The sequence below is a fragment of the Pseudoalteromonas sp. SANK 73390 genome, from assembly GCF_054966645.1.
The window spans coordinates 146203-163903 of sequence record NZ_ARPN01000109.1; the positions used below are offsets into that span (position 1 = coordinate 146203).

Annotated in this window: 2 protein-coding genes; both read left to right on the forward strand. The window is 43.9% G+C overall.

The genetic code is table 11. From position 1 onward, the window contains the following. Positions 1–114: 114 nt before the first annotated feature. Positions 115–12618: an amino acid adenylation domain-containing protein gene (locus tag SANK73390_RS14750; protein ID WP_462766827.1), complete on the forward strand. Its 12504-nt coding sequence runs from the start codon at positions 115–117 to the stop codon at positions 12616–12618. A gap of 59 nt (positions 12619–12677) precedes the next feature. Then, on the forward strand, positions 12678–17699 hold the full coding sequence (locus SANK73390_RS14755) for a non-ribosomal peptide synthetase (RefSeq protein ID WP_462766829.1): 5022 nt from the start codon (positions 12678–12680) through the stop codon (positions 17697–17699). The last annotated feature ends 2 nt before the right edge of the window (positions 17700–17701 follow it).

Genomic DNA, 17701 nt, shown 5'->3' on the forward strand with positions numbered 1-17701 from the left:
CGAATCACAATGGTTGAATGAGCAATAAACATAGCTTTGTTTTAGTTCATTGTATGCCAATAAAAATAGATGCAACCGCGCTGAGCGCTTTGAAAAGTTTAGGGAATTAGAACAATGAATGTATGGCATGACTTCGCATTGGCTGCCAAGCAGTACAACTCAAATATTGCTATTGAATATGGCTTGATGAGCTATTCATACCAGCAATTGTCTCAAAGCGTACAGAGTTTACAAACGTCGGTTTGTGAGCATTTAAGTGTGATGGCCGTTGCTAAGCAGCCCGCGCGCGTTGCCGTATATCTAGATAAATCGCCTTTATGGGTTGTTTGTTTGTTAATGACACAAAGAGCTGGGCATATTTTTATTCCGATTGACCCCAAATGGCCCTCCAAAAGAATACAGTTAATTTTACGCCAAGCTCAACCCGATGTAATTTTGTGTGAACACAGTACTGCCGCTGTTTTACCTAATACAGCGAATACTCTATTTATCAATGAGAATATACTTCAGACGTCTACCTTTGGTGATAGCAGTGACAGTAATGCACATAAGTCAGGTTATTTGTACTTCACCTCTGGCTCAACAGGAGAGCCTAAAGGTATTTTAGGTCGCACCGAGTCGTTGGCACACTTTATTCGTTGGCAAGCTGATTTTGTGCAAGTAAAACCCAGTGATAAAAGCAGTATGTTAACGTCGGTTGGGTTTGACCCCGTATTACGCGAAGTATTGCTACCTCTATGCTGTGGTGCAACCTTGGTGATCCCTACCAATCAACATATTTTACTCAACCCAGAGGAAGCACTGCAATTTTTAGCGCACTCACAGGTGAGCCTGATACACCAAGTCCCCGCTATTGTTGAGCTTTGGTTACAACAGCCAGAGCGTAATATTGCTAATGGTTTTAATCATGTACGTGCGTTAATGCTGGCAGGAGAAAAGCTGCGTCCAGAGTTGGCAGCGCATATTTATAAGGTAGCACCACCGTTATTGCAGCTTTACAATTTATATGGCCCAACTGAAACCACCTTGGCACGTTTTTGTTATCAAGTGCCTAAGTTGCCATTATCAGAGCTAAAAAAACTAGGTGCCACCATTCCTGTAGGTTTACCCATAGCTGACAGTAGTTTTAGTTTAAAGCAATCTGATGATGCGCATTCTGTTGCGCCTAAAAACCGGGGTGAAGTGGTTATTGTGACGCAATATAGCGCCTCAGGTTATTGGTGTGCAAAGCGTTTACAGGCCATTGCATTTTCCAAGAATAATCAGCAGTACACACAATATGAAACAGGCGATCAAGGTGAGCTTAACAGCCAAGGCGACTTGGTGATTTTGGGTCGCTTAGATAAACAAATTAAAATTAATGGACAGCGAGTTGAACTTGCTGAAATAGAGCTGGCTTATGAGCAGTTGCCCGCGGTTGAAAAAGCCATTGTGACTTACCATCAAAGCGCTCAAGGTGCGCATTTGATATGTGCCCATTTACTTAGTTCACAACAGCTTAAGCTAGATACTTTACATGACTTGTTGAGTGAGCGGTTACCAGCTTACATGATCCCAACAACGGTTTATCAGCATGCTCACTTTGCCCTGTTGCCCAATGGCAAAGCAGACCGTTTGCAGCTGCTTAAGTTGTCAAAAGGGGAGCTACCACTTGCAGATGCTAAGGTGTTAGAGCAAGCGTCGCTAAATGATTCGACAACATTGTGGCAGCCAGAGCACTTAGCTGCTGGACCAATTAAGGCTCTTTGGTTAGCTATCTTTGCCCCTGTACAGTTTTGTGCTTCTACATCAGCGTATGCGCTAGGTGGTTCATCCTTGCAGTTGGTCAGTGTACTTGCTCAAGTGAAAAAGAAAACAGGTGTCTCAATACCTTATTTTGATTTTGCAAGTCAGCCAACGGCTGCACGTTTATTAGCGTTATATCAACAATATGAACACGTATCACAAGAGATACCAAATGATGAGCAGTACGACCCTGATGTTTTAACACTTGCGCAAAAAGGATTGGTATTTACACAGCAACTTTATGCCCAGCAACCACTTTATAATATGCCCTATGTGATGACTTTTGAGGGTAAAGCAGAGGTTGAACAGCTGAACAATGCGCTTTGCCAATTAGAGGCGCACTATAAGCTGGCACAAGCTGTTGATTTAGATACACAGCGCTGGCAGCAAGGAAATTCACCGGTATTGACCCATAGGCTGATTGAGCAACAAGAGTCGGTTGATAATATATTGCAAGAGTGGGCGCGTGTGCCATTTGACTTAGCGCAGGGACCGTTGGTAAAAGTTTTGTTGCTGCAAGGGCCAACGCATTGGAAGTTAGCATTATGCGTACACCATTTACTTGCTGATGCGGACCGGTTTACTCTGTTATTTGAGAACTTACTGGCGTTTTATCACCAGACGCCGCTAATTGAAGCTCCAGAACAACAAGATAATCATCAATTGTTAGCCAGTGAAACTGTTGCCAAGACTTATTGGCAACAGCAATTAAGCGATGTTAATACAGAACTTGATCTCACTGGTATGCAGTATAAAACCGCACCATTTAGTGGTGGGTTACGCAGCTTTGAGCTCTCTGAGCAGTTAACAACAGCATTACAGCAACTTGCTCAGCAACAGCAAGTTTCGCTAAATAGTGTGTTGTTTAGCGCCTTTACGGTTTTCTTGTTCAAGTATTCTGGTCAGTCACAGGTAATCACCGGTTTACCATTTAAATTAGCGATGGCTCAGCAAGCACAATTTAATATTAACCCGCTGCCGATAGTCACTGATTTTGATATGCAGCAATCATTTAGCGAGTTGCTAAGCCAAGTTGCAGCCAATATTCAACAAGCTATTCATCATGGCCGGTACCCATTTGCGAATATGGTGAGTGATTTAAATTTGCAGGGCACACTGGGTTTTCACCCAGTTTTTCAAAGCTTATTTGCTTATCACGAAAATACCTTGCCAGTGTTGTATACCCGTAATGGGTTAGAGCGGATAGACAGTCAAATTGCGCGTTATAGCTTAAGTGCCGATATGTGGCTGCATGAGAGTCAATTGCGCGGTATTTTTGAGTACGGCGCGGTGGCATTTGATGAGTTTCAAGCTAATCAGTTAGTCAGTCACTTTTGTCAACTGCTTGAGCATATTGTGGCCCAGCCATCAGCGGCCTTATCACAACTGAGTGTGTTAAGTGATACCCAGTGCCAAAAGCTAAAAACAATGGCAAGTGTGGCAGGAGAGATGCCTAAAACTCATACCATTGATGGCATGATCTCAGCACAAGTACTATTAACCCCTAATTTAACCGCAGTAACCTACCAATCACAAACAATCAACTATCAGCAGCTTGAAGCGCGTGCACAGCAGTGGGCACAAGCGTTATATCAGTTGGGCGTTCGCCCTGACACACGAGTTGGCTTGAGCATTTCACGCTCTATTGAGTTAGTTGTTGGGTTTTATGCCATCTTAAAATTGGGTGCAGTGTATGTGCCATTAGACCCAGATTACCCAGCTCAGCGCCGCGAGTTTATTATCGAAGACACGCAAATGCGGTTTTTGTTATGTGAAGCGCAAGTTGTCGATCAATATCAGGCGATGAATGTACGTTGCTTGGTGTTTAATGAAGACGGCGAGATCTATCAGTACGGCACTCAAACTGAGCGCAGTGTATCGGAAAAACGAACTAATCAAGTCGCGTTAGATGTACAACATACTGGGCAAGATGTTGCTTACATTATTTATACCTCAGGCTCTACAGGTAAACCAAAGGGCGTTGAGGTGCCGCACATTGGCGTGTGCAACTTAGCATATGGGGAAGTGGACTTTCTGGATATGAAACCGGGAAGTAAAGTGCTGCAATTTGCGTCGTTTAGTTTTGATACTTCGATATGGGAAATAGTTATGACGCTGTGCTCGGGTGGCGTATTGGTCATGGCTGATAAACTGGCGATTTTGCCCGGTCCAGATTTAGCAAACACGCTGATTGAGCAACGGATCACGCATGTTACATTACCAGCTTCTTCTTTAGCTGCATTGCCCTATCAAGATTATCCAGATTTAAGTGTGATCATCACTGCAGGTGAAGCGTGTGCGATTGATTTGTTGAGGTTATGGGGTAAAGGGCGACGTTTTGTTAACTCTTATGGTCCAACGGAAGCATCGGTCAGCGCCAGTAATGCTGAATTACACTGGGATGATGAGCTTGTTCATATTGGTCATCCACTACCTAATGTACAAACATGGATTTTAGACAGCGCGCAGCAATTGCGCCCTATGGGGTTACCAGGCGAGCTCTATGTAGGTGGTATCGGTGTCGCTAAAGGATATTTAAACCGACCAGAATTAACCGCAGAAAAGTTTGTGCCTGACCCATTTAGTGCTCATCAGGGTGCAAAAATGTATCGCACAGGCGATTTGGTGCGTTTGAATCGACATGGGCAATTAGAGTTTTTAGGGCGTATTGACGAACAAGTCAAAGTACGAGGCTATCGTATTGAACCCAGCGAAATTGAAACCGTTTTACGCCAAGATGCACAAATAATTGATGCTAAAGTCATCGTTAAAACGGTGCAGTCTACGCCGTTACTTGTCGCTTATGTCAGTGTCGGAAAACATGATTTAGATGAAGTGCAGTTACGGGCTTATTTAGCGGAGCATTTGCCAAGTTTCATGCAAATAGACCGCTTTGTTGCGATGGCTGATTTTCCTCGATTACCAAATAACAAGATTAATGTTAAAGCGTTACCTGAGCCACAAACAACTAATAAGCAGGCTGTCGACTTTGATGGGGATAATGAAATTGCCAGCCAAATAGCGACGGTGTGGCAAGACTTCTTAGCTGTTGAACGGATTGCACTTCGAGATAACTTTTTTAGCTTAGGCGGTAACTCGTTATTGGCTGTGTCTATGATGCGAGTGTTAAGTAAAGCGTTTGCTTTGGACTTAGGAGTCAGTGAGCTATTTAGATACCCAACTGTTAGCGAGTTAGCTGCGTATATTACTCAAGTACAACAAAATACCACTGCGCAGGCTGAGGTTGTTGAGCATCAAATCGTCGCGCAAACATGGTATCCAATGAGTGCCGCGCAGCAGCGGCTTTATTACTTACAACAACTTGATATTGATAGCACCAGTTATAACTTGGCGTTTTGTGATTTTCTTACTGGTGAGCTGCAAACCGATAAGCTATATAAGGCGCTTGAATTAACATTATTTGAACATGCAGGATTACGTTGTGAATTTACGCATTCAAGTTCAGGGTTGCAGCAACGCATCGTTGATAGCCCGCTGCAGCTTCAGCAAGTTGATTATGCAGCACAGCCCGATTTATTTTATGATTTTTGTCAGCAGTACACTGAAAAAGTGCAACAACAGGTTTGGGATTTAGAGGCGGGCGTACCACTTACGCTGGTACTTGTGACCGATCACCTGTTGCATCATGCGGTCATATTGGGCTGTCATCACATTATGTTAGACCAAGAAGCACTGGCGCGTTTTCGTGATGATTGGCACAAAAGGTATTTGCAGCTTTGTGATGTAAACAGCGATGTAATAACAAGCTGCACACAAATTGAGGTCGATTATCAAATTATTAAACACGCATTATGGCAGCAGCAAAACCGATCATCGTCAGCATGGCAAAATAGTATTGATTTTTGGCAAAACCAACTGCGCGATGCGCAAACGCAGCTCAATCTGCCTATAAACAATAAAGTTGATAACATGGCCGATGTGTCGATTGTGCAACAGCATATTGATGCGTCGACTCAGCGTTGGTTACGCAGCTTAACAAAAGCGCTTCAGTGCTCAGAGTTTAACTGCTGGTTTGGCTTGTTTTATGCGTTCTTATATCGCTATTGCGGTGCACAGCAAGATATTACTTTGTTATTGCCTGTTTTAGGGCTATCGACACAAGAAGACTATGTAGGGTTGAGGCTTAATACGCTGGCATTAAGGCAGCATTGTGATGGCACAAAAACCATTCACCATTTAATCAATCAAACTCGAAAACGGTTTTTAGATGCCACTCGCCATGGTCAAGTGCCATTTGATGACGTGGTTGATGCAGTTGGTTGGAGCGCAGGTAAAACCCCTGAGGTGATGTTTGTATATAAAGAAACGTCAAATGAACAATCGCTACCTAATGTGCAGTTACAACAGTTGGCTTTTGATAGTCAACAGGCAAAGTTTCCACTTACTTTGTTCGTTGAGGCACAAGGTCTTGAAAGTACAGCCAATTGTAAATGGGAATATGATAGCACTCGTGTGAGTGACGACCAGATGCAACAACTGCAAACCGCATGGCAGCTATTTTTAACTTCTTTAGCTCAAATTGATACACAAAACGTGGCGTTGGCCGATGTGCCTATTACGGCGCAAGCTTATCAACGCCCAGACTTTATTGACCAGCACCCCATGCCTGCTACTTGGCTAGCTGAAACCTTAGGCCATGCAGCGAAGCGCCATGGGGCTAAATTAGCGTTATCACAAGGTGATATACAGCTTTCTTATGAACAAGCAGAGCAACATAGTAATCAAATAGCCAATTGGTTGCGTGAACAAGAAACCATACATGGTAAACAGCCGCGCTGTTTAATATTGCAGCAGCATTCGCCGATGTTGGTAGTAAGCATCATAGCGGCTATTAAAGCTCGGTGGTGCTATATCCCCGTAGACCCTAGCTATCCTACGCAGCGTATCGCGCATATTATCGCTGATGCGTCGCCAGATATGATATTGACCGACAAGTCATGTGAGTCAATGTGTCAGTTCGATGAACATACACCTCGGGCGGTGGTTGATAATAGCTTGCTACCTTGGCAGCACTATGGCATGGATTGGCAGTCTGCCCCTACTAATGCACAGGCTGCATATATTATTTACACCTCAGGCTCTACTGGTAAACCAAAAGGGGTGCAAGTTGGGTTATCAGGCTTGGCCCAGTATCTACAATTTGCACAAACAACATACCTGTCAGAGCAAACTGAAGGGGGTATGATCTTACATAGTTCAGTTGGCTTTGACGCGACAGTAACAAGCTTATTTTTGCCATGGTTAACAGGACGCCCATTGTACATTGTCGACCCATCAACGCCATTGGAGTCATTGTGTACTCTTTGGTCTGAACGTTGCTACAGTGCGGTAAAAATAGCACCCGCGCATTTAGATGTATTACGCCAACATGTACCTAAACATGCCTTAGGCAATGTTGAAACTCTGATCATCGGTGGGGATGCACTGCACTACGGTGCTTTGGAGCCATGGCAGCATACAAAAATGGAGGTGTTTAACGAGTATGGCCCAACAGAAGCAACGGTAGGGTGTGGTATTTATCGATTTGAACCCCAACATAGCAAAGAAAGTGGAGCGGTTCCAATTGGTACTGCAATTTCTGGAACTGAGCTGTTAGTACTTGATAAAGATGGCAATCAAGTACCTCAAGGTGTGGTCGGTGAGCTATTTATAGCGGGCTTTGGTTTGGCTCATGGTTATGTGAATTTGCCTGACATGAGCGCTGAGAAATTTATCCAGCATCCTTATGATGCGAAACGAAAAATATACCAAAGTGGTGATTTAGTTAAGTATAACAATGGCGGGCAGTTGGTTTACTTAGGGCGTAAAGACAATCAAGTGAAACTTGCCGGCTATCGTATTGAATTGTCAGAAATAGAAGCCTGTACGCTCGATATTGAGGCTGTAACCGATGCCATTGCATTGATAAAAACCAATGTCAAAGGTAATAAGGTATTGGCGCTTTATTATGTTTGCGCTAAGCCTATAAGCCAACAACAATTGCGTCAGCATTTGAGCAAAACAATGCCTCAATACATGATCCCTGCGCAATTGTGTGAGTTATCAGCAATGCCTTTGACGCATAATGGTAAAGTGGATCGAAATGCGCTGTGTGCCATTGAACCAAAAGTGCAAACATATGACGTTGCACAAAGTAATTCCCCCGTCATTGATACTCTGCGCTCAATTTGGCAAGCGGTGCTAAAGCAAGATGATATTGCTGTTGAGGATAACTTTTTTGCTTTAGGTGGCGATTCAATCATTAGTTTACAAATCATTTTTAAGGCGCGAGAGCAAGGGCTTAAAATCACCCCAAGAATGATGCTCACCCATCAGACTATCGCCCAACTAGCAACGGTTGTAGTAAACGAAACGCAGCAACAATATACGCAACATGAGGGAGAGTTTGCCTTAACACCTATCTTGAAATGGGCCGTTAAATATAACGCTGCGCAAATAAATCACCTTAATCAGTCGCGTATTTTGACGTTACCAAAAAATTACAATGTACAGGCATTACAAAGCGCACTGCTTAGTGTGGTGAATCACCACGGAATGTTGCGTTTTAAATTACAACAGGCACAGCAGATGTGGCATGCCTCAATTGGCGCACCGATCTCAGACGTTACCTTAGGTGAAAGCATTCACCTGACAGATAATGAGTTTGACGATTGGTTAGGTGCATTACAATCGAGCTTAGATTTGGCTACACAAAGACCTTGGGCAGCTCGCTTATTTACCTTAGCTGATAACCAACCGCGTTTACTGTGGGTAATACACCATGGTGCGGTTGACCATGTTTCTTGGCAGATTCTTGTTGAAGATTTAAACCAAGCGTATCAACAGCACTTAGCTGGACAGCCTGCTGAGTTAGCTAGCGCAACAAGTAGTTATGTAAACTGGGCTGCATGGTGTGATACTCATCAAATTGCTAAACCATCGTCACTTTTACTTAATAAAGTGTCTCGCTTGCCGTTATACAGCGATGATTTTAAAGGCGCTTTACTGGTTGGCAACACAAAGGTATTAACACAGACCTTGCAGGTTGACTTATATACCCAGTTAAATGAGTGTGCATTGGCACAAAATACCCAACAAGTTGTGTTGGTCGCGGCACTTGCGCAAGCTATTCGTGAATGGGCTGCGATAGATCAAGTATTGATTGCAGGAGAAAGCCATGGACGCACCGTTGACGCTGTGAATGTAAGCCGCACGGTTGGTTGGTTTACACACTTTAATCCACTCTTTGTACAAACCTCCGGTCGATTATTAGACACGCTCCATGCCAGTAGGCAACAAGTATTGTCTGCTCAGCAACTTGCTAGTGTTGACCGAGCCATAGACATTAACAGTTTGGAAAAGGCGCATGTATGTCTTAACTTTTTAGGACAATCATCACAAAATACAGATGAGCTTGCTATTGGATTGGACCCTGCACTATTACTTGCGCATCAGGTGGGTGCAAAAAATCAACGAGGGTTTGCATTAACACTAGATGTTGAAGCGACAGAAAATGGCCTTAAGCTCTACTGGTCGCATGCTGTGCATGGTGACAGCGCGATGCGCCTCCAAGAGCTGGCTAATTGTTTTGAGTCAAATTTAAATGCGATGGTGGTGCTGTTACAACATACTCAAAGTCATACATTTTTAACGGCTTGTGACCCGCAAGTGGCAATAACTGCTGCACAATTTGAACAGCTACAAAATGATACCAACGTGCAGCATTTGCTCCCAGCCAACAGCATGCAACAGGCGATGGTGTTTCATAGTCTACATCACGACAGTGCGCATTTTTATCATGAGCAACTGTGTTTTGATTTGCCACAAGCCACCGTAAGTGATCAAGCATTCTACAAGCAGTGTTGGCAGCAGTTAGTTAATACTCACCCTATGCTCAGGGCGCGTTTTATTTCAGGTTATGCTGATGAGCCAATTGTTGCGATAGAGTCACAGGTTGAGGCTGTTTGGCAGGCGGTTGATATACACACTGAGCAGCAGCTAAATGCGTTGCTTGAAGCAGATAAAGCGCAAGGGTTTACGATTAGCCAAGCGCCGCTGCACCGAGTGTATTGGATAGAGCAAGCACAGCAAATAAAAATGCTGCTGGTTCACCATCATGGCATTTTGGATGGCTGGTCCGTGAGCTTACTGTTAGCACAATTTACCGCTTTATTAAATAATAAGCCCTTGCCACAAAATAACTATGACTTATTAGCGCAAAAGCGTGAGTTGAGAGTGGTAGAGCCCTTTTGGCAAGCTCAGTTAGCTGATTTTGCCCATACCAAGTTGCCATTAGATACGCTATCGGTGATGCAACAAGCTGATGGTGAAGTAGGCCATTATATGAGCGAGTTTTTACAGCTTGATGAGCCTGCAACAAATGCCTTAAAGAGGTTAGCACGCACAGCGAATGTGTCTATCAATACCGTATTACAAGGTGCTTGGGCGCTTGTTTTACAGCGCCAGCAAGGGTTATCACGAGTGTGTTATGGTGTAACTCATGCCGGGCGCCAACCTGAGCGGGGGCAGTTACAGCAATCGATTGGTTTGTTTATCGAAACGCTACCATTGCCGATTGCTTATGATGGTCAAGCATCGCTGGGGGATTGGCTCAGTGGTATCCAGCTGCAAATGGGACAGGTGCAAAGTCATGCAGTTAATCTTGGGGAGCTTAAAGTGGTCGCTGGGCTTGCCTCTGACAGTCGTCTTTTTGATTCTTTAGTGGTATTTGAAAATTATCCGCATGAAACGCACCCTAGCCACTTTGTATTCGATTTTGCGATTGAAAAAACAGAAATGCCACTTACTTTGGTGATAAGTGAGCATCAAGGGTTGAAAGTTAAGTTCAACTACCATAGCCCAAGTGAGCAAGGGGGCGAGCAACTGTTAGGGTTGGTAGCGCAATTAGATACCGTATTAAACCAGCTATCATGTGCGCAATTAAGTCAGTCATTAGCAAGTATTAACACCGTACCCGCATATCAGCAAACATTGTTGCTCAATGAGTGGCAAGGGCAGAGTCAATCATTACCCATGGCAAACTTCTTAGCGCTATTTGACAGTGCCGTGGCACAGTACCCAGAACAATGCGCGGTCTATGCACCAAACCAAGCGCTTACGTATCAGCAGTTAGCACAACGCAGTGAGCAACTGGCCAGTGCCTTGCTTGCGCAAGGGTTAAGTTGTGGTGATTATGTGGGGGTTTGTTATTACGCTCATAGTGATTTATTGGTAGCAATTATTGCGATTATGCGCGCTGGCGCGGCTTATATTCCGATAGAGCCAAATTACCCCATCCAGCGTAAGCAATATATGCTCAAACAAGCCCAAGCAATGATGTTACTCAGTAATGAAGCAAACGTTGCTTGGGCACACAGTATTGATGTTTCAGCTTATCAAGTTGATGAGCTGGTGCAACAGCCGCTCCCGCGCCCCGAAGTATGGCCACATTTATCGCATCAATCCCCTTGTTATGCGATCTATACTTCGGGGTCGACGGGCCAACCAAAAGGTGTGGCTGTTAGCCATGAGGCATTGGTCAATTATATTAGCCATTGTCAACGTGAATATAATTACCCTGCGGGTGGCAAGGTGCCCGTGACTACCTCAATCAGTTTTGATGCGACAATAACGAGTTTGCTAGCGCCTTTAGCAAGTGGTGCGCAAGTAGTGCTATTTGATGAACAAACCCAGCTAATGGCACTTGCTCAAGGCATTCAAACAGGTGAATTCTGTTTGGCAAAATTAACGCCAGCCCATTTAGATTTGATTTATCAAGAGTTTGGTAATGACTTTAAAGCCAATATTCATACTTTGGTCGTTGGCGGCGAAGCGTTGCACCAAGCAACGTGCCAACCTTGGTTAGCTAACAAGGTCCGTATTGTAAATGAATATGGGCCAACGGAAGCCACCGTTGGGTGCTGTACTTATGTGGTGCCAGAGGGAGAGCAATCGGCGGATGTAGCTATTGGCCGAGCAATTCAAAATACTCAACTTTATGTATTAGGTGAAGACTTAGCTTTGCTGCCAATTGGTGCGCAAGGCGAGTTGTATATTGGTGGGAAAGGGTTAGCGGCAGGCTATATTAACCAACCACAATTGACGAGTGAACGATTTGTAGCGCACCCTTTTAAAGCAAACGAAATACTTTATAAAACTGGCGATAGAGCAAGCTTTGACTACCTTGGACGATTGCACTACCTAGGTCGCACTGATGAACAAGTTAAAGTTAGAGGGCACCGCGTTGAACTCAGTGATATAGAACATAATATTCTAAACCTAGCAGGTGTCGCGCATGTGGCGGTGGTATTACATCAAAGTGAGGGCAGTGCCAATACACGGGCTCGTATCATTGCTTTTGTGGTGCCAGAACCGGCGATAACTGACTGGCCGTCGTTGCAAATCAACTTACAAACTGAGCTGGCAAAAACATTACCTGATTTTATGCGTCCAGATGTATGGCAGCACATTGAACAATTGCCGCTCACTGCCAACGGCAAGGTTAATCGTAAAGCCTTACTCGATTGTTTAGCACCAGCGAACACTGAGTTTTTACCCCCCAATACTCAAACCGAGAAAAAATTAGCGGCAATATGGCGTGAACAATTACATGTACAGCAAGTTGGGCAGCATTGTAGCTTTTTTGAACTTGGTGGTCACTCGCTCAAAGCCAGTCAAATACTGGCTCGTGTACAAAGAGAATTTAAAGTCAAAGTACCTTTGTCGGCATTTATGAGAATGCCAACACTTTCAGCTTTGGCAGGTGCAATTGATAAAGCACCAAAAGTGAGCACATCAGGTATTCAGGTAAGTTCACGAAGAAAGCGTCAATAACGACGAAACAAGGATAATAACAAGTTTGCGCTCAGAGCAGCTCTGATGAGGATAACATAATGACTGAACAACTTTCTTTTCCAGTTTCAATGGCCCAGCAAGGTATGTGGCTCAGTGAAACACTATTTTCAGGCACCGGCCATAACCACGTGTGTCAGGCGTTTTGTATAGAAAAATCAATTCGTAATGATTTAGTAACCCAAGCAGTATCACTGATTGTGGAGCAGCAAGAATCTTTGCGTACGGTGTTTAAGTTTCAACAAGGTGAAGTTAGGCAAATCATTTTACCTCAATTGCAGTGGCAGATCGAAGAAGTTGAGTGTGCTGTAGATGAACAAGCAAATGTGATGCGTCGCTTAACAAGAGAAAAGTTTAGTTTATCAAATGCACCGTTATTTCGTATTATTCGCTTAGTTGGGCCGCAACAAGATAAGTTGCTGTTCGTATTCCATCATATTATAACGGATGGCTGGTCGGCGGATATTTTCAAGCGTCAGTTATGGCAAAGTTATCAGCAGTTAGCCAAGGGGCAAGCTGTCCAGTTAGATACACTCGAACTACAATACGGGGATTTTGCAGAGTGGCAAGCCGAGCAAATAGATGACGAACACTTCCAGCAACAGTTTGCATTTTGGCGTGAACAATTGGCTAATGTTGCACCTTGTACATTCCCTGCTGATAAAGTACGCCCAGCTCAGCCTAGCTTCCAAGGCAAGCAATTAGAGCTCTCGTTACCAGCGCAGCTGGCGGTTGCAGTAAACGAATTGGCTCAGCAACAACAAACCAGCGCATTTAATATTTATCTCAGTGCTTTTAAAGTGCTTATTAGTCGTTATACGCGCCAAGAAGATATTATTGTTGGCTCTCCAGTAGCAGGGCGTGATATGGCAGAAGTTGAGCCAATTATTGGCTACTTTGTTAATACTGTGGTTTATCGCACACAGTGTGATTTAACGCACAGCTTCAGCGAGTACTTAGCACAGGTTAAAAATACGGTATTAGATGCTTGGGAGCATCAACAGTTGCCGTTTGCCAAGTTGGTGAGTGAAATATACGGTGAAAGAAGTTTAGATACTTCTCCTTTTTTCCAGCTAATGTTTGCGTATTATCGACATGATAGCCACAGTGATGATGGCCTATCTGAATTAGGCGTCAGTGGTTATCAACTTCACAATGACACCAGTAAATATGACGTGACTTTGTCGATAGAAGATAATCTTGATACGGTATCTTTGGCACTAGAATACAGCACTGAATTATTTGAAACGCAGAGCATTGAGCGAATTGCAGCCTCATATACACAGTTATTGACAGCGATTGTTGCAGCGCCTGAATTGCCTTTGTATCAGCTTCCTTTGTTAAATGAGCAAGATAAAGCGACTGAGCTGGCAAGGTTTGCAGCCAAAGCTAATGATTACACGCCACAAGTTACTAGCATCAGTGCTGGGTTTGAGCAAATAGTGACACGGTTTGCGACGAATGAGGCAATCACAGATGGCAATCAATCATTAAGTTACCAACAATTAAACGCGCGCGCTAATCAACTTGCACACCACTTACTTATGGTGCAACCGCACTTGACACAAGGCGCTAAAGTAGCCATTTGTTTATCACCGAGCGTTAATACCATGGTGGCTATTTTAGCTGTGTTAAAAGCGGGCGCGGCATATGTGCCAATTGACCCATCAGCAGGCCAGCAACGACTCGATTATATTTTAGATGATGCAGATGTAGATGTGGTTATTTGTAATCAGCAAAGTGCTGGGCTATTTACACACAGAGACATTGCCAAAGTTTGTTTAGATACTGACGCCCAGCAAATCGCGCAGGCTGATATGAGCGATTTAGCCTGTACTATTTTGCCCTCAGATCAAGCCTATATGATTTACACGTCTGGCTCTACGGGTAAACCAAAAGGCGTGATAACAACGCATAGCAATGTATTAAGATTGTTTAGCGCCACCGAACATTGGTTTGAGTTTAACAGCCATGATGTGTGGAGCTTGTTTCATTCTAGTGTCTTTGATTTTTCTGTCTGGGAAATGTGGGGTGCACTCCTATATGGTGCAAAGCTCGTAGTGATCCCTAAAGAGGTCACCCGTGCCCCTGATGTGTTTGCTAAGTGGGTTGAGCAATACAAAATCACCGTGCTTAATCAGACACCATCAGCATTTAAGCAGTTCGCTGCAGTGGGACAACCGCACCAATTACGGTATGTTATTTTTGGTGGCGAAGCGTTAGATATTCCATCGGTATCGCGCTGGTTTGAGCAATACTCTGAACAACAGCCAAAATTAATCAATATGTATGGTATTACCGAAACCACAGTACATGTGACGTACCAAGAATTATCGGCTGAGTTGTTAACAGGGCGCATAGCCGCCCCAATTGGTGAAGCAATCCCTGACTTGTCTATGTATGTATTAGACTCATGGCTACAGCCTGTGCCAATTGGTATGACCGGAGAGCTTTTTGTATCAGGAGCTGGTGTGGCTGGTGGATACCATAATCGAGAAGCACTGACAAATGAACGCTTTTTAGAAAATCCATTTAACAGCACACAAACTACGCTCTATCGCTCTGGTGATTTGGTTAAAGTGGATAATCAGGGAGATCTTATTTATCAAGGGCGTGCGGATCACCAAGTTAAAATTCGTGGCTTTAGAATTGAGTTAGGTGAGATTGAAAACGCCTTATTAAGCTGTACTGACATTGAAGAGGCTTTAGTGCTCAGCCATGAGGAAGGTCAGCAAGGTGCGCAACTAGTCGCTTATGTGGTCGCAACTCAATTATCAGTGCAAGCGCTCAGAGAGCAGTTAGCCAGCATATTGCCAGAATATATGATCCCCGCGATTTTTATGCCTTTAGATACGTTTCCACTGACCATCAACGGAAAAATTGACCGCAGAGCATTACCAACGCCTAAAGTAGATAGAAGCACGCTAGCACAAGAGTTTATCGCACCGAGCAGTGCAATAGAGGTTGGCATTGCCAAAATTTGGCAGCAAGTATTAAATGTGGACAAAATTAGTGTTAATGATAATTTCTTTGCGCTTGGTGGCGACTCACTACGAGCGGTACAAGTCAATGAACTATTAGAGCAACAAGGGATAGCTTTACCCTTAGAGCAGATTTTCAAAACCCAAACACTGGTAGCGCTGGCTAATTATCTAAATCACAATGATGCAGATTCGATGGGCGTGGTGAAAAATGTGCCCGCATTTAGCATGATAAGTGACCAACAAAAGGCGTTACTAAATGATGATATGATTGATGCATATCCGCTAAGCGGTATGCAGGCAGGTATGTTCTATCACATGATGCTAGCGCCAGAATCTAACATTTATCACTGTACAGGTACTTCGCATATTCGTTTGGACCATGCACTTAATGAAGCGTTGTTTAATGAGGCTGTGCAAGCGCTGGTTGCACATCATGAAATATTACGCACGGGGTTTGATTTACATAATGCCTATCAACCTATTCAATGTGTGCATGCTCATGCGGTGCTACCTGTTGTATTTTCCGATATATCAGCATTGTCAGAAGCCGAGCAAGAAGCGCAAGTTATGGCGCTGATTGAACAAGAAAAAGCGTCACCTTTTGATTTAACACAGCCAACGCTATTGCGCTTTTTTATCCAGCACCGAAGCGATAATAGCTTCCAATTTACCATGACGGAATGCCATCCAATTTTTGATGGTTGGAGTTATCACTCCTTAATTGTTGATGTTTTCAATCTATACGCTGAAAAAATGGGGCGTAGGTCAGCCACTGCTTTACCTGAGTTGAATTGGCGTTATGCCGATTTTGTAGCGACGGAACAGGCCACCATTAACAATCCACAAAGTATTGCGTTTTGGCGTAACTATTTGGCCGATTTTGAGCCATTGGCGTTGCCTTTACAAAGCGATGCGATGTGTGAGTCTAAACAATTGCGTGCGGTGCACCTTCGTATTGAAGACAAGGTGTATAACGGCTTAAAAAACTTGATGAAACAAGTCAATGTACCGCTTAAAAGTGTGCTGCTAGCAGGGCATATTAAAGTCATGAGTTTAGTAACGGCTCAGCGAGATATTTTAACCGGGATCCCTACCAACGGTCGTTATGAAGGTAAAGGTGGTGATAAGCAGTATGGTTTATTTATCAATACATTACCGTTTAGGCAGCAGCTCATCGATGGTTCTTGGCATGCTTTAATCAAAGATACCTTTGCGCTAGAGTGTGATCTTATTCCACATCGTCGATTCCCATTATCAGAAGTACAGCGTTTGGTTGGCCGAGAAACGTCACTGCTTGAAGATGTACTATTCAACTACATGGACTTTCATGTTTATGAAGCGTTGTGTCCGGCACTTGGCTTAACCGTTGAGAAGAATTTGCAAACAGATCAAGTGCATGAAGGAACCAACTTTGCATTAACCGTTCACTTCCAACACTTGACATTATCGTCAGGATTAAAAGCCAATGATGTGTCATTACAACTGGACTATGACAATGATTTACTCACCTCAGAGCAAGTGGTTGCATTAGGTGAGTTATATATGGCGGTATTTGCGCAAATGGCCGCGAATACTCAAGCGCAGCATCAAGACTTTACACATAGCTCGATTGCGATTGCACAGTGTTTAGGCGAGGCTTTGCAGGGCGAGTCGTCGCTATCTGCTGAGTCTGTCGCTCTAGAGCAAGCAAGCGATGATATACAAAGTAAAAATGAAGTGCAGGTGGAATCATCATTGCGTGAGGGGGTACGAGAAATTTGGCAAACACTGCTAAACACACAGGTTGCTGATACAGACAACTTTTTTGATGCTGGGGGGCATTCGTTACTGTTTTTACCTTTACTCAGCAAGCTCAAAGCGCTGCCTGAGCAGCGTCCTTTAAGTGAACAGAGTACGTTGGCGTTGAGTTCTATTACGACATTAGATTTGATTAACTACCCCTCAATTGAGCGTTTTTGTCAGTTCATAAGCGGTGTCGATCAAACACAGTCACAGCCTGATAACAACAAGTCGAAAAGCAAACAAGATGCGCGAGCAAGAATGCTCAAGCTCAGAAACAGACAATCTAAAAGGGCATAAGC

Excerpts from the sequence above, each read along its gene's own strand:
- SANK73390_RS14755 (WP_462766829.1), top strand. The coding sequence starts at position 12,678 with ATGACTGAACAACTTTCTTTTCCAGTTTCAATGGCCCAGCAAGGTATG.
- SANK73390_RS14750 (WP_462766827.1), top strand. The coding sequence starts at position 115 with ATGAATGTATGGCATGACTTCGCATTGGCTGCCAAGCAGTACAACTCA.